Genomic DNA, 20,814 nt, shown 5'->3' on the forward strand with positions numbered 1-20,814 from the left:
ACAATAAGCACAACAACGAGGTAGTTATGGCTCAGGATGCGGATGTCATTGTGGTCGGCGCCGGCCTTGCGGGACTGGTGGCGGCGACGGAGCTGGCCGATGCGGGCCGGCGTGTTCTGATTGTGGAACAGGAGTCCGAACAGAATCTGGGTGGTCAGGCGTATTGGTCGCTGGGTGGGCTGCTGTTCGTCGATTCGCCCGAACAGCGGCGCATGGGTATCAAGGACTCCCCGGAACTGGCGTGGCAGGACTGGTTGGGTACGGCCGGCTTTGACCGGGGCGAGGATTACTGGCCGCGCCGTGTTGCCGAGGCGTACGTGAACTTCGCCGCGGGTGAGAAGCGCGCCTGGCTGCGCGAGATGGGCCATCGTGTCTTTCCGGTGCTGGGCTGGGCCGAGCGGGGTGGTTATGATGCCTGCGGTCACGGCAATTCCGTACCCCGGTTCCACATCACCTGGGGGACAGGCCCCGGTATTGTTGAGCCCTTTGAAAGGCGGGCCAGGGAAGCGGAGGCCCGGGGGCTGATCCGGTTCTGCTGGCGTCATCGTGTGGACGAGCTGCTGACCACTGGCGACCATGTGGATGGTGTGCGTGGCAGTGTGCTGGCTGATGACCGGGCCGAGCGGGGCGTTGAGACCAACCGGGAGGAGAAGGATGACTTCGAGTTCCGGGCCCAGGCCGTGATCGTGGCCTCGGGGGGCATTGGCGGCAATCATGAGATGGTGCGCCGCAACTGGCCGGAACGGCTCGGGCGCCCGCCCCAGCGTATGGTCAGTGGGGTGCCGGCCCATGTGGACGGGCGCATGATCGATATCACCGAGGCTGCCGGCGCGCGCGTGATCAACCCGGATCGGATGTGGCACTACGTTGAGGGCATCCAGAACTGGAATTCCATCTGGCCGAACCACGGCATCCGCATCCTTCCCGGTCCGTCCTCCCTCTGGTTCGATGCCACCGGCCGGCGTTTCCCCGCGCCCCTGTATCCCGGCTCGGATACCCTGGGGCAACTGGAGTACATCCAGTCCACCGGCTACGACTACAGCTGGTTCATCCTGGACCAGAGCATCATCAAACGTGAGTTTGCCCTTTCAGGTTCCGAGCAGAACCCGGACATTACCGGCAAGAGCTGGGCACAGACCCTGAAGCGGCCCTTCGGCAGGAAAGGTACTGGCCCTGTTGAGGCCTTCAAGGAGAACGGGGTGGACTTCGTGGCCCGGGACAATATCGAGGATCTGGTTAAGGGGATGAACGAACTCAGTGGCGACCACCTGCTGGACCCGGCGGACATCCGCCGCCAGATCGAGGCGCGCGACCGGCAGCTGACTAACCCCTTCACCAAGGATTTCCAGGTCATGGCCATGCACAATGCCCGGAAATTCTCCGGTGACAAGATGGTGCGCACGGCCAAGCCGCACCGGATGCTGGACCCGGCCCACGGCCCCCTGATCGCGGTGCGGCTGAATATCCTGACGCGCAAGACACTGGGCGGCCTGGAAACGGACCTGGAGGCCCAGGTTCTCAACGAACAGGGTGAGCGTATCCCCGGCCTCTATGCAGTGGGGGAGGCGGCCGGCTTCGGTGGCGGCGGCATGCACGGTTACCGTGCGCTGGAAGGCACCTTCCTGGGTGGTTGCCTGTTCTCGGGCCGTAATGCGGGGCGGGCCGCGGCGAAAGCCGTCATCTGACCGGGAGGTCGCGGCACAGGCCGCACTCGCCCTCACTCTGTTCCTCGGTTGCACCACCGCTCTCAACATAGCGCAGGCGGTGGCGGGCCCGACCGCGATTGGCGCTTACCTGGTAGCGCCGCGGCTCGTGTCGCTGCTCCGCTTCATCCTGTTGCGCCGGTACGGCGTCTGTTTCTTCAGGTTCAGTCATCGTGGGTCTCCCTGATGAGAGTGCGCCGGAGCCAGGGCACGGCCATTATCACCAGAAGGGCGAGAGCGCTCCATTCCAGCCAGGCGGGAATCCATTCCTGAACCCCCTGGACCGAGCCCTGGATGTCCAGGTTAAAGCCGGCAATGACGGCGTCGGTCGCCAGCCCCGCTGCAACGGTGCTCACCACGATGCCGGTGAGGTAGAGGAGCAGTGCCCCGGTGCCCATTTCTCGCTGGAAAATGCTGAGAGTGGCCAGGCTGGTTACAGGGCCGGCGAGCATCAGAACCAGTGCGGTGCCGGGGGATAGCCCTTCCAGCATCAGGGCTGCCGCAATCGGGGTGGTTGCGGCGGCGCACAGGTAAAGGGGGACGCCGATCAGCGCCATCAGCAGCATGGGGCCGATGCCGCTGCCCAGCACCGCCAGCCCCTGGGGCGGCGTCAGCGTGATCAAAAGGCCGGCCACGGCCAGGCCAATGGCAATCCAGACGCTGATGTCGTCGAGCATCTCGGTGAACGCGTAGCGCAGGCCGTGGCGCAGCCCCGGGGCTGTTTCATCGGCGTCCGCCATAACATCGCCGCCGTCACAGCCGGAGGAGCAGCAACCGGAGTTGCAGGCTGCCTCCGCGGGTTCCGCGGCGGTTGCACCGCCGTGGCTCAGGGCGGTAAGCAGGCCGGTACTGATCGCTGCGATAACTGCGCCCAGCGCCCTGGCCACCATCATGAAGGGACCCATCAGCACAAAGGTGAGTGAGAGTGAATCAACGCCCGCGCCCGGCGTACCCACCAGGAAGGAGGTGGTCGGGCCGCGCCCGGCGCCACCCCGGTAGAGCGCCAGCGCGGTCGGAATGGCGCCACAGGAGCACATGGGCAGGGGAACACCCAGAACGGCACCCCGCAGGATGGGCCGGATACCGTCGCCGCTGAGCCACTGCCGGATGCGCGCCCGGGGCACCAGGCCGCGCACCAGCCCCGCCACCAGCAGGCCCAACAGCAGCCAGGGAGCGGCGAGCAGCGTCATCTCAACAATCGCGAACACAAGTTCCTTCATACCCACAGTATAGAGGTCGGCATGCCGTTATGGTGTAGCGCCTTTTGCAAATTGAGGCTCGACCCCCTTTCTGGTAGCCTGTCATCCCATCTTGAGGCGACGCCTCCCTCCTCCTCACAACTGGCAATCGGGCAGAATACGGGATTCGCATGACGCGCTATATATTTGTCACCGGCGGGGTTGTGTCCTCGCTCGGCAAGGGCATTGCATCAGCATCACTGGCCGCCATCCTTGAGGCGCGCGGCCTCAGGGTGACCATCCTCAAGCTCGATCCCTACATCAATGTGGATCCCGGCACCATGAGCCCGTTCCAGCACGGCGAGGTCTTCGTTACCGAGGATGGCGCCGAGACGGATCTGGACCTGGGGCACTACGAGCGCTTCATCCGCACCACCATGAGCAAGCGCAACAACTTCACCAGTGGCCGGGTCTACGAGGAAGTCATCCGCAAGGAACGCCGTGGCGACTACCTGGGCGGGACGGTGCAGGTGATCCCGCACATCACGGATGAAATCAAGCGTCGCATTGTCGAGGGCGCCGGTGACGTGGATGTTGCCCTGGTGGAGGTTGGCGGTACCGTCGGTGACATTGAATCCCAGCCCTTCCTGGAGGCCACGCGCCAGCTGCGTGTCGAAGTCGGGCCCCAGCGTGCGCTCTTCATGCACCTGACGCTGGTGCCCTACATCTCCACTGCCGGCGAGGTGAAGACCAAGCCGACCCAGCACTCCGTTAAGGAGATGCGTTCCATCGGCCTGCAGCCGGACATTCTGTTGTGCCGCTCCGAGCATGAGGTGGACGCCAGCTCGCAGCGCAAGATCGCGCTCTTCACCAACGTCGAGGAGCGGGCCGTCATCCCGCTGTGCGATGCGCCCAGCATCTACCGTGTGCCGCGCATGCTCCACGAGATGGATCTGGACCAGCTGATCGTTGAACGCTTTAACCTAAACGTGGGTCCGGCGGACCTGTCCGAATGGGACCAGGTGTTTGAGTGGGAGCAGAATCCCGACAAGACAGTGACCATCGCCATGGTCGGCAAGTACATGGAGCTGCTGGATGCCTACAAGTCCCTGATTGAGGCACTGAGCCACGCCGGGCTGCACACCAGGACCGACGTTAAGATGAAGTACGTCGATTCCGAGGACCTGGAACGCGAGGGCGAGGCGGCGCTGGAAGACGTTGACGGCATCGTGGTACCCGGTGGCTTCGGCGAGCGGGGGGTGGAAGGCAAGATCAGCGCCGTGCGCTACGCGCGTGAGAACGGCATTCCCTACCTGGGCATCTGCCTGGGGATGCAGGTGGCCGTTATCGAATACGCCCGCAACATCGCCGGGCTTTCCGGGGCCCACAGCACCGAGTTCCGCAAGGACTCACCGTACCCCGTGGTGGGCCTGATCACCGAGTGGGTGGACGAACACGGCCAGCTGGAAAAGCGCGGCGAGGATTCCGATCTGGGCGGCACCATGCGTCTGGGCGCCCAGGACTGTCGACTTGAACCGGGAACCACATCGCATCGGTGTTACGGCAAGGACGTGATCCGCGAGCGCCACCGCCACCGGTACGAGGTCAACAACCTGCTTCTGCCCAAGCTGGAGGAAGCGGGCCTGCGCGTGGCCGGGCGCTCCGGCGACAACAGCCTGGTGGAAATGGTGGAAGTCCCGGAACACCCGTGGTTCGTCGCCTGCCAGTTCCACCCGGAATTCACATCCACGCCGCGTGATGGCCATCCGCTGTTCAAGGGCTTTGTGGAAGCCGCGCTGGCCCGCAGGGGCGAATCCTGAACCCGACTGCCGAGGGCGCTCACCATGGCGTATAGCACCATCGACATCGCTGACCTGAGCATCGCCAACGACCGCCCGTTCACGCTGTTCGGCGGCATGAACGTGCTGGAATCCCGGGAGCTCGCGCTGGAAGTGGCGGACGCCTACAGCCAGGTAACCGCCCGGCTGGGCATTCCCTATGTCTTCAAGGCCTCCTTCGACAAGGCCAACCGCTCCTCCATGCATTCATTCCGCGGCCCCGGCCTGGAAAAAGGGCTGGCCATCCTCGAGGAAATCCGCGACCGCTACGGCGTTCCGGTCCTGACCGACGTCCACGAACCGCACCAGGCGCAACCGGCCGCCAACGTCTGCGACGTGATCCAGCTGCCCGCGTTCCTGTCACGCCAGACCGACCTGGTGGTCGCCATGGCCCGGACCGGCGCCGTCATCAACGTCAAGAAAGGCCAGTTCCTCGCGCCCCACGAAATGAACCACATCATCACCAAGTGCGGGGAAGCCGGTAACGAGCGGGTCATACTGTGCGAACGCGGCACCAGCTTTGGCTACAACAACCTGGTCGTGGACATGCTCGGCTTCGGCGCCATGAAGAAACTCGGCGTGCCGGTGTTCTTTGACGTCACCCACGCCCTGCAGATGCCCGGTGGCCGTGCTGACTCCGCCGGCGGCCGCCGCGAACAGGTTACCGAACTGGCCCGCGCCGGCCTGTCACAGGGCCTGGCCGGCCTCTTCCTGGAAGCACACCCGGATCCGGATCAGGCTAAGTGCGACGGCCCTTGTGCACTAAGGCTCGAACAGCTGGAGCCTTTTCTTTCGCAACTCAAACAACTGGATGATTTGATCAAGGGGTTTCAGCCGCTGGATACAGCGTGACCAACAAGGTTTGAAGAGGTGGGGAAGGCAGTCCTTTACGGGATTGTCTGGAGCCATGGATGGCGGAAGACAAGCGTACAGGGATGTATTTACAGCGTATCCCGTAAAGGACTGCCTTCCCCACCTCCTGAAATGACTTTCAGACTCGATTTCATTTCCTGAATCACTGACTGATTCAAAGATAAGAGAGGTTGAACGGATGACAACAATCGCCAACATCAAGGCCCGCGAAGTCCTCGACTCCCGCGGCAACCCCACCGTCGAAGCCGACGTGATCCTCGAATCCGGCCAGATCGGCAGCGCCTGCGCACCCTCCGGCGCCTCCACCGGCTCCCGGGAAGCGCTCGAACTGCGCGACAAGGACAAGAACCGCTACCTCGGCAAAGGCGTACAGAAAGCCGTCGCCGCCGTGAACGACCGCATCCGCGGCGCCCTCAAGGGTATGGATGCCGCCGACCAGCGCGCCATCGACAATGCCATGCTCGAGCTCGACGGCACCGACAACAAACAGAACCTCGGCGCCAACGCCATCCTGGCCGTCTCCCTGGCCAGCGCCAAGGCCGCCGCCACCGCCCTGGGCAAGCCCCTGTACGAACACATGGCCGAAATCAACGGCGCCGCCGGCCGGTTCTCCATGCCCGTGCCCATGATGAACATCCTCAACGGCGGCGAGCACGCGGACAACAACGTCGACATCCAGGAATTCATGATCCAGCCGGTGTCCGCGCCGACCTTCCGCGAAGCCCTGCGCTGCGGCGCCGAGGTGTTCCACAGCCTCAAGAAGGTCCTCAACAGCAAGGGCCTGAACACCGGTGTGGGCGACGAAGGCGGTTTCGCGCCGGACCTCCCGTCCAACGAAGCTGCGCTCGAGGCCATCCGCGAAGCCGTGGAAGGCGCCGGCTATACCCTCGGCAAGGACGTCACCCTGGCGCTCGACTGCGCCTCCTCCGAGTTCTACAGTGACGGCGTCTACGACCTGAAAGGCGAGGGCAAGCAGTACAACGCCGCCGAGTTCAGTGACTATCTTGCCGGCCTGTGCGACCGCTTTCCGATCGTCTCCATCGAGGATGGCATGGACGAAGGCGACTGGGACGGGTGGAAAACCCTGACCGAGCGCCTGGGCAGCAAGGTCCAGCTGGTCGGGGACGACCTGTTCGTGACCAATACCCGGATCCTCAAGGAAGGCATCGACAAGGGCGTCGCGAATTCCATTCTTGTGAAGTTCAACCAGATCGGCAGTCTCAGTGAAACCCTGGATGCCATTCGCATGGCGCAGGATGCGGGCTATACTGCGGTTATCTCGCATCGTTCGGGCGAGACCGAGGACACCACGATCGCGGATCTGGCCGTGGCCACCAGCGCCGGGCAGATCAAGACCGGGTCCCTCTGTCGTTCCGATCGGGTGGCGAAATACAATCAGCTGCTGCGGATTGAAGAGCAGCTCGGGGATCGGGCCGAGTATCGCGGTCTGACCGAAATCAAGGGGCAGGGGGGCTGAGGCACCCCTGACGCGTCAGGGAGCGTCGTGCATGAAATGGTTGTGGGGCATTATGGCCGTGCTGACCCTGCTGCTGCAGGTCCGGCTCTGGGCGGGTGAGAACAGCCTGCCCCACGCCTGGGCCCTGCAGAAGCAGATCGATGAGCAGAAGACCATCAATGCCGGGCTCCGTCACCGTAACGAGGAGCTGTTCGCCGAGGTGAACAACCTCGGCGACGGCACCCGTGCGATCGAGGAGCGCGCCCGTCGCGACCTCGGCATGATCGGCGAGGATGAGACCTTTTTCCTGGTTGTGGAGCCCTGAACCGTATCCATGCCGCCCAATGCCGCCTCAGACGGCCTCCCCCCAGCCATTGTTATACCCGCCGCGGGCGTCGGTGCCCGTGTCGGGGGCGAACGCCCCAAGCAGTACCAGTATCTCGGTAACGCTTTCCTGATTGACGTCACCCTTGAGCGGCTGGCCCGGGCAGTGCCTGGCGCAGCCCTCATGGTGGCTCTGGGGGCCGGGGATGGCTGGTGGGCGTCTACCCGCAGCGTGGCGGCAGACTCCGTCCGTACCTGTATTGGCGGCGCCACCCGTGCCGAGTCCGTGCTGAACGCTCTGCAGGCGCTGGCACTTCCTGAGGAGCACCCCGTACTGGTGCACGATGCCGCCCGCCCCTGTATCACAGGAGGGGATATCCACGCCCTCATGGAAGGGGTTGGCAGCAGCGAGGCCGGAGGCCTTCTGGCCCAGGCAGTCACGGATACGATCAAGGAAGTGGATGGGGCCCGCCATGTGCTGGCAACCCGGGACCGGAGCCATCTCTGGCGGGCCCAGACCCCCCAGCTGTTTCCCGCCGGGGTGCTGGAACGGGCGCTGCTCAGGGCCGCGGCAGCCGGGGCGCCGGTAACGGATGAGGCCTCGGCGGTGGAATATCTGGGCCTGAAGCCGCTCGTGGTACCGGGCCGGGCGGACAATATCAAGGTGACCCATCCGGGGGACCTGGCCATGGCGGCATGGCTGATCGAACAACAGCAACAGGCCGGAGGGGCCGTAACATGATACGAGTCGGGCAGGGGTTCGACGTCCACGCCTTTGAGGAGGGCGATCATATCCGCATCGGTGGCGTGGTCATCCCTCATGATCAGGGACTGCGGGCGCATTCGGATGGAGACGTGCTGCTGCACACCGTCAGCGATGCTCTGCTGGGGGCCATCGCCCTGGGCGATATCGGCCACTGGTTTCCCGATACCGAACAGCGCTGGCGGGATGCGGACAGCCGTGCGCTGCTGCGCGAGGTCTATCGTCAGGTGCGGATGCAGGGCTACCAGCTGGTCAATATTGATGCCACAGTCATGGCACAGGCGCCGAAGATGGGTCCCCATGTGGATGCCATGCGCCACAACATCGCGGAAGACCTGGCGGTGAACCCGGAACGGATCAGCGTGAAAGCCACCACGACCGAACGGCTGGGGTTCGTCGGGCGCGCCGAGGGCATTGCGGCCCAGGCGGTCTGTCTGGTCGAAAGCCGTCGCAGCGGCGGGGGCTCGTGACGGGCTGGCGCCTGGACTGGCCGCGGGCCGGGGGAGAACCTGTCGGAACCGGCCGCATCCGTGTGGACCCGGGGGATTTCGGGGTCACTGAGAACCTGGGGTGGTCTCCCGACGGTGAGGGCGAACACCTTCTTATCCAGCTTGAGAAAAGCGGTGACAACACCGATTGGGTTGCCCGTGGGCTGGCGCGCCTCTGTGGCTGTCCTGCAGCAGCGGTGGGTTATGCGGGGCGCAAGGATCGCCATGCCGTCACCCGCCAGTGGTTCAGCCTGCCCTGTCCGCCCGGGAGAGCGGATGACGTGCTTCAGGCTGTTTCCGCGCAGTGGCGGGTTCTGTCGGTAGACCGGCATAGCCGCAAGCTGCGCACCGGCGAACTGGCTGGCAACCACTTCCGGATCCGGGTAAGGGATCTTGAGGCGGACAGTGCCGCCCTGGCCGCGCGTTGGCAGGCGCTGGCAAATAACGGCTGTCCGAACTATTTTGGACGCCAGCGCTTTGGGCGTGATGGGGCCAATCTGGAGGCTGCCGCGCAGCTGGACCCGCAACGCCTGAAGCGCCCGCGTGAGCGGGCCCGCTCTGGCATGCTGCTGTCCGCCGTGCGCAGCTGGCTGTTCAATGAATGGCTGGCCGGGCGACTGGCAGCGGGCGATTGGCGGCAACAGCGGGAGGGGGACCCGGAAACCTCTCCTTCAGGGCCGATGTTCGGTGACGACAGCTGCGGGGCCGAAGGGGCGCTGGCAGAGGCGGAACTGGCATTTGCCGGGCAGTACCCGGAGTTCATGGCACTTCTGCGGGCCACCCGCATGCGCCCGGCACGTCGCAGCCTCGCGCTGAAACCGCTAGACTGCGCTCTGGAGCAGGAAGGCGACAGTGCCGTTTTTGATTTCTTCCTGCCTGCCGGTGGCTTTGCCACGGTGGTACTGACTGAGATTCTGGATCTGGAGGACGGTTCCCGAACGCCATGAAATTGCTGCTTTCCAATGACGACGGTGTCTATTCCCCGGGGCTCAAGGCACTCTACGACGCTCTGGAGGACCTGGGGGACGTGCGTGTTGCCGCCCCGGACCGGGATCACTCCGGCGCCAGCAACGCACTGACCCTGACACGGCCGCTTTCCGCGACCGATGTACCCGGTGGTTTCACGGCCATCGACGGTACGCCCACGGACTGCGTTCATCTGGGCATCGGGGACATGTTCGGGATTGAATTCGACCGGGTCATCTCCGGTATCAATACCCACTCCAACCTGGGTGATGACATCCTTTACTCGGGGACGGTGGCTGCTGCGGTTGAAGGGCGTCTGCTGCATCATCCGCCGATTGCGGTTTCGCTGGCCAACCAGGGTAACTGGCGTTTCGATACGGCGGCGCGGGTGGTCCGCAGCCTGCTGCTGCGCCCGGATCCGCTGGCAGTGCCGCCCAGAACGGTCCTCAATGTGAATGTACCGGATGTGGATTGGCATGAGCTCAGGGGCTTCCAGATCACGCGCCTGGGCCATCGTGGCCGGGGGGAGCTGCCCCAGCGGGTCCACTGTCCGCGTGGACGCGAGCGGATGTGGATCGGTGCCGCCGGGGACGAGGATGATGCCGGCCCTGGTACGGACTTCCACGCCATTCGTGAGGGCTACGTGTCCATTACACCGGTGAAAGTGGACATGACCCACTATGATACGTTCCAGAACCTGAACGACTGGCTGAAAGACGGACTCTGAATGAATACCGAACTCCAGGGGATCGGCATGACCTCCCAGCGCACCCGGATGCGGCTGGTGGAGCGTCTCAGTGATGAAGGCATACAGCGTGTGGAAGTGCTGGACGCCATCGCGAATGTGCCCCGGCACATCTTCCTGGATGAGGCGCTGTCACACCGTGCCTATGAGGACACGGCGCTGCCCATCGGCTACCAGCAGACCCTGTCCCAGCCCTATGTGGTCGCACGCATGACCGAGATGCTGCTGGCTGCCGGCGCCACGCGAATCCTTGAGCTGGGCACCGGATCCGGCTACCAGGCGGCCATCCTGGCGTATCTCGGCAAGGAGGTTTACAGCATCGAGCGCATTGGTGGTCTTCATCGCCAGGCCCGGGAGCGCCTGCAGCGGCTGGGTTATCGCAATGCCCACCTGCGCCTGGGGGATGGCAGCCAGGGTTGGCCGGAAGCCGCGCCCTTTGACGGCATGATCCTGACGGCAGCGCCCGGGGATATACCGGCAGCGCTGTACGATCAGCTGGCGGACGGCGGCAGCATTGTGGCACCGCTCGGCCGTGATACCCAGATGCTGACCCTGATCACCCGAAACGGGGACGAATTCGAGCGCCGGGAGATTGAGCCGGTGCGCTTCGTGCCCGTGCTCGGTGGCGTGGTGCGATGAACCGGACCCACACCCAGTCCGCTCCCGGTATTGTGGTGCGAGGTTGTCTCATGGGGGCTGCGGATATCGTGCCGGGGGTGTCCGGCGGCACCATGGCGTTGATCACCGGTATCTATCAGCGGCTGCTGGCCGCGCTTGGCAATATCCCAGCAGCGGCGCTGACCCTGGTGCGCGACCGCAGCCTGGTCCGGGCCTGGCAGACCATGGACGCAAACTTCCTCCTGCTGCTTCTGGGCGGCATTCTCTTCAGCGTTGTGACCCTGGCGCACGGTATCGGGACACTGCTGGATGAGCATCCGATGCTGGTCCGTGCTTTTTTCTCCGGCCTGATCATTGGGGCAGTCCTCCATGTGGGGCGGCAGATTCCCCATTGGTCACTGACTGCCGGGCTGGGGCTGGGCCTGGGGACCCTCGTGGCCTGGGGCATTGCCCAGCTGACGCCCGCCACCCTGGCCCTGACACCGTTGATCGCTTTTGGGGCCGGATTTGTGGCCATCTCGGCGATGGTTCTCCCCGGTATTTCCGGCAGCTTCATCCTGCTTCTGCTCGGTCTCTACGAGCCGATCCTCGATGCCATCCGCGAGCCTGCTCTGGCAACGCTGGCGGTGTTTGCCGGTGGCTGCGCGCTGGGGCTGGTTGCCATGGCCCGCCTGGTGGCGGCGACCCTGGCCCGCTTTCCCGCTGTGACGCTGGCGGTTCTGACCGGTTTCATGGTCGGTTCGCTTACCAATCTGTGGCCCTGGAAGCGCGCAGTGGCCTGGCGCACCGGCTCGGGCGGGGAAGCTGAGCCACTGCTGTATGAGAATCTTGCGCCCTGGCGCTATACGGAGCTGACGGGTGCTGCTTCCCAGACCTGGACGGTGCTGGTGCTGGCGTGTCTGGGGCTGGGGCTGATCCTGCTGGTTGAGTGGTTGGGTCGTTGTGGCAAGTCGTAACTGGTTGCCTGGCCGTGCAGGGCATACACTTGAGACGGATCACGCGACAGTCGGAAGTAACGCACGGCTTTTGCGTGATCTGTTACGCCCACTGTTCCCACAGGTAACAGTTCGGGGTGGGTGGGTAACTGAATTCTGGGTAAAAATTATCCTGACAAAAGAGCGGTTTACCCGCGTCTCCTCAGAGGCTCGTGAATATTCAGGATTTTTTTAGAATAAAAACATAGAATCAATAGCGGAAAGTTCTAGTACGGATGGGGTTCAACACGGTCAGAAAGGCTGTACGGAACCAGGCGGGAACCGGGATTCGAACAATCCGAAAACCGCTCCTGGCCGTTCTGGTATTGCTTCTGGTTGGTGGCTGCAACTCCACGGATCTGCTCCTCGACAGTGATTACAACCCCAGAGTGAACTGGGGGCATCACCGTGTCTCGAAGGGTGAAACCCTTTACAGCATCGCCATGCGTTATGGCTGGGATTACCGCAGACTCGCGGCTGCCAACGATATCGAGCCCCCCTATGAGATCCATCCCGGTCAGGTGATCCAGTTCGACGTTGAGGCGCCGGATGACTTCAGGCGCTCCGGTGGTGGCTCGGCTTCATCCCCATCATCCGGCACCGCTTCATCGTCAACCGGACGGGCGTCCGGATCATCCGGGCAACCCGCAGACCAGACGCGGGCGTCACCCCAGGCTTCCCGGAGTAACAATGCGTTACAGGCATCTGATGAAGCGTCATCCGAAATCGATTGGGCATGGCCCCATTCTGGCCCGATTATTGCGAAATATTCATCCGACGGCTCCGATGTGAACAAAGGTGTTGATATCGGAGGTGACGCGGGAGACCCCGTCAGGGCCGCTGCGGATGGCAGCGTGGTTTACGCCGGGAACGGGTTGCTGGGTTACGGCAACCTCATCATCGTGAACCACAGCGAGACCTTCCTCAGCGCCTATGCCCACAACCGGACGATCCTGGTGGAAGAGGGTCAGAACGTTGGGCAGGGCGATACCATCGCCGAGATGGGGGATTCGGGCGCCGACAGGATCATGCTCCACTTCGAGATACGGAGACGGGGCGATCCGGTTAACCCGATGCAGTACCTTCCGCGTCGCTGATCCGGGACTTGCGGCCCATAAGAAGTCGAACAAGGCCGGAAGTGTTCAAGGGGTAGATCAGTTAACGCAGGGTGAAAGCTATGTCGGAAGAGATGGTTCAGGAAGCAGCGCTCGATGCATCGGCGGAAGAGGCGGTGATGGATCCGGAAGAGGCCGTGGCCGCCAGCGAAGAAGCCACAAAGCTGGATGGGGATGCGGCAGCGCTTGAACGTGCCCGCTCCAGAACGTCGCGTTACAGCTATACCAGCCGCCAGCAGCAGGCGGATGCCACACAGCTCTATCTCAACGAGATCGGGTTTTCACCGCTGCTCACACCGGAAGAGGAAAAGCACTACGCCCGGCTTGCACGTGATGGCGACGAAAGCGGCCGCCGGCGCATGATCGAAAGCAATCTGCGCCTGGTGGTGAAAATCGCCCGGCGTTACGTCAACCGCGGCCTGACGCTGCTGGACCTGATCGAGGAAGGCAATCTGGGTCTCATCCGGGCCGTGGAAAAGTTCGATCCGGAGCGTGGTTTCCGGTTCTCCACCTACGCGACCTGGTGGATCCGCCAGACCATTGAACGGGCCATCATGAACCAGACCCGTACCATCCGCCTTCCCATCCACGTGGTGAAGGAACTCAACCTATACCTGCGGGCGTCGCGTGAGCTCAGCCAGCAGCTGGATCACGAACCCACCGCTGAGGAGATCGCAGAGAAGTGCGAGAAGCCGGTGAAGGACGTGAAACGGATGCTGGGGCTCAATGAACGGGTTGCCTCCGTGGATACACCCATCGGGCACAATGGCGACAAATCCCTGCTCGACACGGTTCCGGACGAAGGCTCGGCAGACCCGGCCGCGCTGCTGCAGGAGAGTAACATCAAGGGCTGCCTGGGGCAGTGGGTTGAGCAGCTCAGCGAAAAACAGCAGGAAGTACTCTGCCGCCGTTTCGGTCTGCGGGGCTACTCGACCATGACCCTGGAACAGGTGGGCGCCGAGATCGGGCTGACCCGGGAGCGGGTGCGCCAGATCCAGGTCGAGGCCCTGCGCCGCCTGCGCGAAATCCTGGAAAAGGAAGGGCTTTCCTGCGACATGCTCTTTGAGGGCTGATCAGCCCCTGCCGTAGAGGCTGGCACCCTCGTGCTGCTCGCTCGAGGGTTCCAGCTCCAGTGTTGCATGATGGATCCCGAAGCGGGATGCCAGTTCCTTCCTGATCCGGGCCTTGATAACCTGCTGTTCCGGCCACGCGTCGTTGGCCACCACCACGTGCGTGTCCAGGGCGGCACTGCTCTCCTCCATCAGCCAGAAATGCGCATGATGGATGTCCTCCACGCCTGCGAGTCCCCGGATGCAGTCGAGTACCGCCTCGGTATCAATCTCCGGTGGGCTGCCCAGCATCAGCACCCGGATCACTCCGCCAACCTCGGTGGCTGAGAGCCAGAGGATGTAACCCGCTATGAGCAGGGTGATCAGTGGATCGATCAGGCGCCAGCCGTACAGCACGATGAGCACACCACTGACCACCACGGCCACTGACGTCAGGGCATCGCTGAGGTTGTGCAGGAAGAGGGCGCGGATGTTGGCGCCGCCCTGCCGGATGGAGCCTGTCAGGATGGCAGTGAGCGTATCCACCACCAGGGCCAGTACGCCCAGGGCGATGACGGTGCCGCCGCCGACCTCGGGTGGATCCAGAAGGCGCATGCCGCCTTCGAAAGCCAGGTAGAGCCCGATCAGGATCAGGGAGGTGTAATTGACCAGGGCTGCGACGGTTTCGATCCGGCGGTACCCGAACGTCATCGCGGGATCGGCGGGGCGCCGTGCAATGCGCCGCGCGACCAGGGCAATGACCATGGAGGCCATGTCCGAGAAATTGTGCAGGGCATCGGCGATGAGTACCAGGCTGCCCGAAAGTATACCGCCAAGGACCTGGCCCAGGGTCAGCACGAGGTTGGCGATGATGGCTCCTATGACGCGGCCATCGCCAGTGTGTGGGTGATGGTGCTCGTGGCTCATGTCGACTGGCTCCGATGGGTGACAGGCGCTGTTATCCTCGGCTAACGGCCAAGGTCTTGCAAGCCGGGCCGGGGGCCTCTAGCATCGGCGCCATTCACGTATCAGGTTCCGGTTCCAATCCATGCTGGATCACCTTCAAGGATTCCATCCACGGCGTCTCCCTAACGGTGTGGCCGTTACAGGGCTGATGCTCCTGCTCGTCGCCCAGGTGCTTCTGGGCACGGCGGTGCACCACCACGTACTGGGCGAGCATGATGGGGCGCCGCAGGGCGCTGTTCACGGGGATTTCGCGCATGTCTGGCATGCCGATCAGCATAACCTGGTCCCGGATGGCCTGATTCCGGATACCCTCGGCGATACGCCGCCCCTGCCGCTCGCAGGTGCGTTTTTCATAGCGGCGGCGCCGCTCGTCTCCCGCTGGATCAGGCAGCCACGGGAACGCTGCACGGGCCCGTCACCCCCACGCTACTGCCTGCCCCAGCCCCGCGATCCTCCCCACCTTCTGCTGACCTGAGAGCGCGCACGGGCCCCTATCCGTGCATGAGCCGAACGATCGTCCGCAGCAGCGGGCGCGTGGAAGCAGGAGTCTAAAGCATGCGTATTACGTCATCCGGCGCCGTTCCGTTTGCGGCGGTGCTACTGTCTGTCCTGATGCTTTCCGGTTGCGGGGAGCATGGGGCGGAGGATCACAGCGGGAACCACGGGGATCATGGTGACCATGAGGAGCACAAGGACAACAAAAACGGAGGACACCGGGATCACAAGACCGGCAAGGGGATAGCCCTTGATGATGAGGTGATCCACGAATTCGGTATAGAGGTGCGCCGGGCTGCTCCGGGCCAGCTGGCCATCACCCGCACTCTTCCCGGTGAGATCCGGTTCGACGAGGCCCTGATGACCCATGTCACTCCCCGTGTCGCGGGCCGTGCGGAGAAGGTCCGGCGCTACAGCGGGGACAGGGTGGAAAAGGGCGAGGTTCTGGCGGTTCTGTCGAGCACCGAACTCGCGGAGGCACGTTCCCAGTATCTGTCCCGTCAGGCACGCCTGGAGCTGGAACAGGCGGATTTCGAACGTACGCAGCAGCTGGCGAAGGACCGCGCTGTTTCCGAGGCGGAACTCCAGCGGGCTCGCCAGGCCCTGAAGGAAGCGCGGGTACGGATGACCCTGGCAAGGCGGCGGCTTGAAGCACTGGGGATGGCGCCGCAGGCGGTTGCGGAGCTGGATACTGAGGGCAGTGACAGCCTCGCCCGCTATGAGCTCCGGGCACCGGCGTCCGGGACCATTATCGAGCAGCACCTGACCCGAGGTGAGCGCGTCGATACGGATCGTGATGACCCGCCGTTCGTCATTGCCCGCCGCGATCAGGTCTGGGCGGAATTCAGTGTCTTCCCGCGCAGCCTGGGCGAAATCCGGCCGGGGCAGGTCGTGGAGGTGAGTGCCAGCGAAGGCGGCAATCGGGCCAGCGGCACCATCAGCTATATCACACCCCGCATGGCGCAAGACAGCCGCTCGGCCAGCGCCCGGGTGGTTCTGGATAACAGCGACGGCCAGTGGTACCCGGGCCAGTTCGTGACCGGTGAGGTGACCGTGCGCGAGCTTGAGGCGGACGTGGTGGTGCCTGCCAGTGCCATCCAGCGGCTTGATGACCAGCCCCATGTCTTCGTTCGCACCGATCATGGCTTCCGGCGCCAACCGGTCAGAACCGGGATCAGTGCCGGCAGCCGCGTGATCATCCGTGAAGGGCTGGATGCCGGCACGCGCTACGCCGCCACCAACACCTTCACTCTCAAGGCCGAGGCCGGGCGTGCCCAGCTTAAGCATGCCGGACATTCCCATTGAGCCGGCTGCGGCAGAGGTGAGCGATCATGATTGAACGACTGATGGACATGGCCTTCCGCAATCGCCTGCTGATGGTGTTGCTGGGGGTACTGGTGCTGGCTGCAGGGATCTGGAGCTGGCAGAAACTGGCCGTGGACGCTGTGCCGGACGTCTCGCCGACGCTGGTACAGGTCTTCACGGTGACTGACGGTCTCGCCCCCGAGGAGGTGGAGACCTATGTGAGCTACCCCGTGGAGCAGGCCATGACGGGGCTGCCGAAGGTGCGGGAAATACGCAGCAACTCGAATTTCGGGCTCTCGGTGGTCAGTGTCTACTTCGAGGACGGCACGGACATCTACCACGCGCGCCAGCTGGTCAGCGAACGCCTTCAGAAGGCCCGTGAAAACATTCCGGAAGGCTTCGGAGAACCCGAAATGGGCCCCATTGCGAGCGGCCAGGGCCTGATTCTCTACTACTACCTGGATGCTCCCGGGGACGAGTACAGCCTGACCCAGCTGCGTACCATCCAGGACTGGCTGATCAAGCCGAAGATGGAGACAGTGCGTGGCGTTACCGAAGTGCTCGGGATTGGCGGGTACAAGAAGCAGTACCAGGTGAACGTCAACCCGGATGCGCTCCAGCGCTATGATCTGGACCTCCAGAATGTCATCGAGCGGGTGCGTTCCAGCAACCTTAACGTGGGGGCACAGTTTCTGGAGGAGGGCGGTGAACAGTTTGTGATCCGTTCCGAGGGGCTGGCCAAGGGCATCAGGGACCTGGAACGGATCACCGTCAAGACGGTCGACGGCACCCCGGTTCGGCTGTCGGATATTGCCCGTGTTGAGATTGGTGGCGAGGTCCGCCAGGGCCTGCAGACCCTCAATGGTGAGAAGGAAGTGGTCTCAGGGATGGTGGTCAAGCTCTACGGTGCCAACACCTCTGAGGTGATTGAGCGGGTGGAGCAGCGCATGGAGGCCATCCAGAAGAGCCTGCCCGAGGGCGTGAAGATCGTGCCCTACTACGAGCAGAAGACCCTGGTCCAGAACGCCGTGGATACGGTCTCGGATGCACTCTTCCAGGGGATCGTGCTGGTGGTGCTGGTGCTGTTTGTATTCATGGGTGGTTTCCGGCCCAGCGTGGTGGTGGCAGCGGCCATTCCATTCTCGGTGCTTTTCGCGGTCGTCGGGATGTACTGGTTTGAACTTTCCGCGAACCTGATGAGTCTGGGTGGGTTGGCCATCGCCATTGGACTGATGGTGGACGGCACCATCGTGATGGTCGAGAACATCGACCGCCACCTGCATGAGGCGGAAAGCTACGAACCCCGACTGCAGGTCGTGGCCCGGGCATGTCGCGAGGTGGCCGCGCCCATTCTGTTCGCCATTGCGATCATCATCATCGTCTTCCTGCCGTTGTTCACGCTGACCGGCGTGGCGGGCAAAACGTTCCGGCCCCTAGCCTACACAGTGGCATTGGGCATGGTTGGTTCGCTGGCCTATGCGCTGTTCATGACGCCGGTACTGGGCAGCTTGATGATGCGCCGGCCGAAGGCGGATGCCGGTGATGGGCCAGAACGCTGGTGGCACCGTCTTGTCCCGTCCAGGCCGATTGCCAGGGAGTCGGAAGATCATGGCTACCGGCGTGAATCCCTGGTTGTCCAGTGGATCCTGGTGCTCTATCGCCCTCTGCTGCGTTTCTTCATTGCCCGGCGTTCCCTGGCGGTGCTGCTTGCCGTGGGCCTTCTTGGCGCAGGGGCGGCACTGTTCCCTCAGCTGGGCTCGGAGTTCGCGCCGCGGATGGACGAGGGGGATCTGATTGTGAACCTGACCATGGCGCCTTCCATTTCACTCAGTGAGTCGAAACGCAACACCATGCTGGCGGAGAAACGGATGCTCAGCGTGCCCGGGGTGAAGAAGGTCGTCAGCCGGGTGGGGCGTGGCGAGGTGGGGGCCCACGCCGACCCCATCAACACTGTGCACTCACTGGTCGTGCTGGAGCCCCGGTCGCAGTGGGAGAAACACGGCTATGAGTCCCAGGCGGGGATCGAGCAGGCCATCCGGGAGAAGCTGGACGGTATGCCCGGCATCATGACCAACATGACCCAGCCGATCCAGCTTTCCGTGGATGAACTGGTGGGCGGTGTGAAGTCCGAGCTGGCCGTCAAACTGTACGGGGATGATCTGGATACCCTGAAGCAGAAGGCGGATGAAATCGCCGCGGTATTACGGCAGGTGCCGGGCGCCGCCGATGTCCGGGCGGATCAGGTGATTGGCGCTCCGCAGGTGCGTATCCGGCCGGACCGGGATGCCCTGGCGCGCTATGGCATCAGCATGGAGCGTGTGCAGAAGCGCATCCGTAATGCCGTCGGCGGAACTGCGGCGGGGCAGATCTTCGAGGGGGTACGGCGCTTCGATGTCTATGTCCGCTACCAGGAACAGGACCGGAAGGACCTGGAGGCGATGAGCAATATCCTGATCGAGGCCCCTGGTGGCGCCGAGGTGCCCCTGAGCCAGCTGGCGGAACTGGAGAAGATCACCGGCCCGCGCCAGATCAGTCGTGAAAACGCCCAGCGCTACATTACGGTACAGGCCAACGTGGAGGGTCGGGACATCGGCAGCTTCGTGGAAGCCGGCCGTGAGGCGATCGGTGACCAGGTGGAACTGCCTGCGGGCTATCTGCTCGAGTGGGGCGGCCAGTATGAGCTGCAGCAGAAGGCCAATGCGCGCTTCGCGATCGTGATCCCGGTGACGCTCGCCCTGATCTGCCTGATGCTCTACATCAGCTTCCGGTCGGTGCGCAGCACCCTGCTGATCCTGCTCAACATCCCGTTGGCACTGATGGGTGGTGTCGCCGCGCTCTGGGTTTCCGGCCAGAACCTGTCGGTCCCCGCATCGGTGGGATTCATTGCCCTTTTCGGCATTGCGCTGGAGAACGGCATGGTACTGGTCACCTACCTGAATCAGCTGGTACGCGAGGGGATGAACCTGGATGAGGCCTCAATACAGGGGGCCTGCCTGCGGGTGCGGCCGGTTCTGATGACGGCGCTGACCACCTCCCTGGGGCTGCTGCCGCTGCTGGTGGCCACAGGCACCGGCAGCGGCGTCCAGCGCCCGCTGGCCACGGTGGTGGTGGGTGGCCTGTTGACGTCCACGCTGCTGACCCTGGTGGTGATACCAGCGCTGTACCGCTGGTTCGCGGAGAAGACAGCGCCGAGCCCTGGCGATTGAATGCGCGTCCTTGCCCCACGGACGGGGAAGGAGCGCGTGTGGGTCATTGCGGGCCGTTCCCCGATGGCCAAAAATGCCAACGCGTTGAGAACTGATGGGCATTTGGAGGCTATCCGCGATGGTAGACTCCGGGCACCATCTGAAAACCGATACAACAAGAGGACGTGTTCATGAAACAGATGCTGACCTTCGCGTTTGCGCTGCTGTGCGCCTTAGCGATGACGGCCCAGGCTCAGGAGATGACCGTTGAGGGCGTTGAGCTGCCGGGGACCATCAAGGTTGCCGATAACGAACTCAGCCTGAATGGTGCTGGCGTGCGCTCCAAGTGGTTCATGAGCCTGTATGTGGGGTCACTCTACCTGCCGCAGGCATTCGACAGCGCCCAGGCGATTGTTGAGGCGGATCAGCCCATGGCGATCCAGCTGGACATCATCTCGGGCATGATCAACAGCGAGAACATGACCGAAGCGACCATGGAAGGCTTCAACAATGCCACCGGTGGCAACATGGAGCCGATCCAGGACGATATTGATGCGTTCATGAGCCTGTTCGAGGAAGAGATCAAGGAAGGCGACCAGTTCAAGATCACCTATATCCCCGAAGAAGGGATTGTTGGTTTCAAGAATGGTGACCGCATCGGCACAGTGGACGGCGGCATGGATTTCAAGAAGGCTGTCTTCGGCATCTGGCTTGGCGAGGTTCCGGCCCAGGAAAGCGTGAAAACGGCCATGATGGGCGGCGAGTAAAACGGT

20 protein-coding genes are annotated in these 20,814 nt (G+C 63.5%); 16 read left to right on the top strand and 4 right to left on the bottom strand.

Annotated elements, in window-relative coordinates:
- Positions 1–26 precede the first annotated feature (26 nt).
- Positions 27–1,685, top strand: a complete 1,659-nt coding sequence (locus tag GLW01_RS02440) for an FAD-binding dehydrogenase (protein WP_160898025.1) — start codon at positions 27–29, stop codon at positions 1,683–1,685.
- On the opposite strand, the gene GLW01_RS02445 is transcribed toward GLW01_RS02440, so the two are convergent.
- A complete protein-coding gene (locus GLW01_RS02445; protein ID WP_095617541.1) occupies positions 1,678–1,875 on the bottom strand; it encodes a hypothetical protein in 198 nt (65 codons plus the stop codon). The genes GLW01_RS02440 and GLW01_RS02445 overlap by 8 nt on opposite strands.
- The gene (locus tag GLW01_RS02450) at positions 1,868–2,923 is read right to left on the bottom strand and encodes an SO_0444 family Cu/Zn efflux transporter (RefSeq protein WP_160898026.1); all 1,056 of its coding nucleotides are present in this window, start codon (positions 2,921–2,923) and stop codon (positions 1,868–1,870) included. The genes GLW01_RS02445 and GLW01_RS02450 overlap by 8 nt, the downstream gene beginning before the upstream one ends.
- Positions 2,924–3,072: 149 nt before the next feature.
- Here GLW01_RS02450 and GLW01_RS02455 point away from each other — a divergent pair, with 149 nt between their 5' ends.
- The 12 genes from GLW01_RS02455 (at position 3,073) to rpoS (ending at position 14,114) form a co-directional block, all read left to right on the top strand.
- A complete protein-coding gene (locus GLW01_RS02455) occupies positions 3,073–4,701 on the top strand; it encodes a CTP synthase (protein WP_151438973.1) in 1,629 nt (542 codons plus the stop codon).
- A gap of 24 nt (positions 4,702–4,725) precedes the next feature.
- The gene (gene kdsA / locus GLW01_RS02460; RefSeq protein WP_160898027.1) at positions 4,726–5,571 is read left to right on the top strand and encodes a 3-deoxy-8-phosphooctulonate synthase; all 846 of its coding nucleotides are present in this window, start codon (positions 4,726–4,728) and stop codon (positions 5,569–5,571) included.
- A gap of 199 nt (positions 5,572–5,770) precedes the next feature.
- A complete protein-coding gene (gene eno / locus GLW01_RS02465; RefSeq protein WP_095617538.1) occupies positions 5,771–7,069 on the top strand; it encodes a phosphopyruvate hydratase in 1,299 nt (432 codons plus the stop codon).
- Between the two features lie 31 nt (positions 7,070–7,100).
- Positions 7,101–7,373, top strand: coding sequence for a septum formation initiator family protein (locus tag GLW01_RS02470; RefSeq protein WP_160898028.1), 273 nt, complete (start codon positions 7,101–7,103; stop codon positions 7,371–7,373).
- A gap of 9 nt (positions 7,374–7,382) precedes the next feature.
- Positions 7,383–8,114 carry a 2-C-methyl-D-erythritol 4-phosphate cytidylyltransferase gene (ispD, locus tag GLW01_RS02475; RefSeq protein ID WP_160898029.1) on the top strand — a complete coding sequence of 244 codons (732 nt, stop codon included), beginning with the start codon at positions 7,383–7,385 and terminating at the stop codon, positions 8,112–8,114.
- Entirely contained in the window at positions 8,111–8,605 is a 495-nt protein-coding gene (gene ispF, locus GLW01_RS02480) for a 2-C-methyl-D-erythritol 2,4-cyclodiphosphate synthase (RefSeq protein ID WP_192497230.1), read from the top strand. Before ispD ends, ispF begins: the two co-directional genes overlap by 4 nt.
- Positions 8,602–9,570, top strand: a complete 969-nt coding sequence (gene truD / locus GLW01_RS02485) for a tRNA pseudouridine(13) synthase TruD (RefSeq protein WP_151438976.1) — start codon at positions 8,602–8,604, stop codon at positions 9,568–9,570. The genes ispF and truD overlap by 4 nt, the downstream gene beginning before the upstream one ends.
- Positions 9,567–10,316 carry a 5'/3'-nucleotidase SurE gene (surE, locus tag GLW01_RS02490; protein WP_095617535.1) on the top strand — a complete coding sequence of 250 codons (750 nt, stop codon included), beginning with the start codon at positions 9,567–9,569 and terminating at the stop codon, positions 10,314–10,316. The genes truD and surE overlap by 4 nt, the downstream gene beginning before the upstream one ends.
- Positions 10,317–10,973 (top strand): protein-L-isoaspartate(D-aspartate) O-methyltransferase, encoded by a 657-nt coding sequence (locus GLW01_RS02495; protein ID WP_151438977.1) that lies wholly within the window; start codon positions 10,317–10,319, stop codon positions 10,971–10,973.
- Complete coding sequence (locus tag GLW01_RS02500) at positions 10,970–11,908, top strand: DUF368 domain-containing protein (protein ID WP_160898030.1); 939 nt, start codon at positions 10,970–10,972, stop codon at positions 11,906–11,908. The genes GLW01_RS02495 and GLW01_RS02500 overlap by 4 nt, the downstream gene beginning before the upstream one ends.
- 254 nt (positions 11,909–12,162) lie before the next feature.
- Complete coding sequence (locus GLW01_RS02505) at positions 12,163–13,023, top strand: peptidoglycan DD-metalloendopeptidase family protein (protein WP_160898031.1); 861 nt, start codon at positions 12,163–12,165, stop codon at positions 13,021–13,023.
- Between the two features lie 80 nt (positions 13,024–13,103).
- Positions 13,104–14,114, top strand: coding sequence for an RNA polymerase sigma factor RpoS (gene rpoS, locus GLW01_RS02510; RefSeq protein ID WP_225741628.1), 1,011 nt, complete (start codon positions 13,104–13,106; stop codon positions 14,112–14,114).
- Here rpoS and GLW01_RS02515 read toward each other — a convergent pair whose 3' ends face one another.
- Together GLW01_RS02515 and GLW01_RS02520 are read right to left on the bottom strand one after the other, a co-directional pair.
- Positions 14,115–15,017, bottom strand: coding sequence for a cation diffusion facilitator family transporter (locus tag GLW01_RS02515; RefSeq protein WP_160898032.1), 903 nt, complete (start codon positions 15,015–15,017; stop codon positions 14,115–14,117).
- A gap of 94 nt (positions 15,018–15,111) precedes the next feature.
- On the bottom strand, positions 15,112–15,312 hold the full coding sequence (locus tag GLW01_RS02520) for a hypothetical protein (protein ID WP_160898033.1): 201 nt from the start codon (positions 15,310–15,312) through the stop codon (positions 15,112–15,114).
- 299 nt (positions 15,313–15,611) lie between these two features.
- Between GLW01_RS02520 and GLW01_RS02525 the strand changes: the two genes are divergently transcribed.
- The 3 genes from GLW01_RS02525 to GLW01_RS02535 all read left to right on the top strand — a co-directional run bounded on the left by GLW01_RS02525 (position 15,612) and on the right by GLW01_RS02535 (position 20,808).
- The gene (locus tag GLW01_RS02525; RefSeq protein WP_160898034.1) at positions 15,612–16,856 is read left to right on the top strand and encodes an efflux RND transporter periplasmic adaptor subunit; all 1,245 of its coding nucleotides are present in this window, start codon (positions 15,612–15,614) and stop codon (positions 16,854–16,856) included.
- A gap of 26 nt (positions 16,857–16,882) precedes the next feature.
- Complete coding sequence (locus GLW01_RS02530; RefSeq protein WP_202405515.1) at positions 16,883–20,062, top strand: efflux RND transporter permease subunit; 3,180 nt, start codon at positions 16,883–16,885, stop codon at positions 20,060–20,062.
- 170 nt (positions 20,063–20,232) lie between these two features.
- Entirely contained in the window at positions 20,233–20,808 is a 576-nt protein-coding gene (locus tag GLW01_RS02535) for a chalcone isomerase family protein (RefSeq protein WP_151438984.1), read from the top strand.
- Positions 20,809–20,814: the final 6 nt, after the last annotated feature.

Origin of the sequence: Vreelandella halophila, from assembly GCF_009856365.1 — a bacterium.
In the GTDB taxonomy this organism is placed as follows: domain Bacteria; phylum Pseudomonadota; class Gammaproteobacteria; order Pseudomonadales; family Oleiphilaceae; genus Halospina; species Halospina utahensis_B.

Coding starts and splice junctions, on each gene's coding strand:
- GLW01_RS02440 (WP_160898025.1), top strand. CDS start 27: ATGGCTCAGGATGCGGATGTCATTGTGGTCGGCGCCGGCCTTGCGGGA.
- GLW01_RS02445 (WP_095617541.1), bottom strand. CDS start 1,875: ATGACTGAACCTGAAGAAACAGACGCCGTACCGGCGCAACAGGATGAA.
- GLW01_RS02450 (WP_160898026.1), bottom strand. CDS start 2,923: ATGAAGGAACTTGTGTTCGCGATTGTTGAGATGACGCTGCTCGCCGCT.
- GLW01_RS02455 (WP_151438973.1), top strand. CDS start 3,073: ATGACGCGCTATATATTTGTCACCGGCGGGGTTGTGTCCTCGCTCGGC.
- kdsA (WP_160898027.1), top strand. CDS start 4,726: ATGGCGTATAGCACCATCGACATCGCTGACCTGAGCATCGCCAACGAC.
- eno (WP_095617538.1), top strand. CDS start 5,771: ATGACAACAATCGCCAACATCAAGGCCCGCGAAGTCCTCGACTCCCGC.
- GLW01_RS02470 (WP_160898028.1), top strand. CDS start 7,101: ATGAAATGGTTGTGGGGCATTATGGCCGTGCTGACCCTGCTGCTGCAG.
- ispD (WP_160898029.1), top strand. CDS start 7,383: ATGCCGCCCAATGCCGCCTCAGACGGCCTCCCCCCAGCCATTGTTATA.
- ispF (WP_192497230.1), top strand. CDS start 8,111: ATGATACGAGTCGGGCAGGGGTTCGACGTCCACGCCTTTGAGGAGGGC.
- surE (WP_095617535.1), top strand. CDS start 9,567: ATGAAATTGCTGCTTTCCAATGACGACGGTGTCTATTCCCCGGGGCTC.
- GLW01_RS02495 (WP_151438977.1), top strand. CDS start 10,317: ATGAATACCGAACTCCAGGGGATCGGCATGACCTCCCAGCGCACCCGG.
- GLW01_RS02500 (WP_160898030.1), top strand. CDS start 10,970: ATGAACCGGACCCACACCCAGTCCGCTCCCGGTATTGTGGTGCGAGGT.
- GLW01_RS02505 (WP_160898031.1), top strand. CDS start 12,163: ATGGGGTTCAACACGGTCAGAAAGGCTGTACGGAACCAGGCGGGAACC.
- rpoS (WP_225741628.1), top strand. CDS start 13,104: ATGTCGGAAGAGATGGTTCAGGAAGCAGCGCTCGATGCATCGGCGGAA.
- GLW01_RS02515 (WP_160898032.1), bottom strand. CDS start 15,017: ATGAGCCACGAGCACCATCACCCACACACTGGCGATGGCCGCGTCATA.
- GLW01_RS02520 (WP_160898033.1), bottom strand. CDS start 15,312: ATGCGCGAAATCCCCGTGAACAGCGCCCTGCGGCGCCCCATCATGCTC.
- GLW01_RS02525 (WP_160898034.1), top strand. CDS start 15,612: ATGCGTATTACGTCATCCGGCGCCGTTCCGTTTGCGGCGGTGCTACTG.
- GLW01_RS02530 (WP_202405515.1), top strand. CDS start 16,883: ATGATTGAACGACTGATGGACATGGCCTTCCGCAATCGCCTGCTGATG.
- GLW01_RS02535 (WP_151438984.1), top strand. CDS start 20,233: ATGAAACAGATGCTGACCTTCGCGTTTGCGCTGCTGTGCGCCTTAGCG.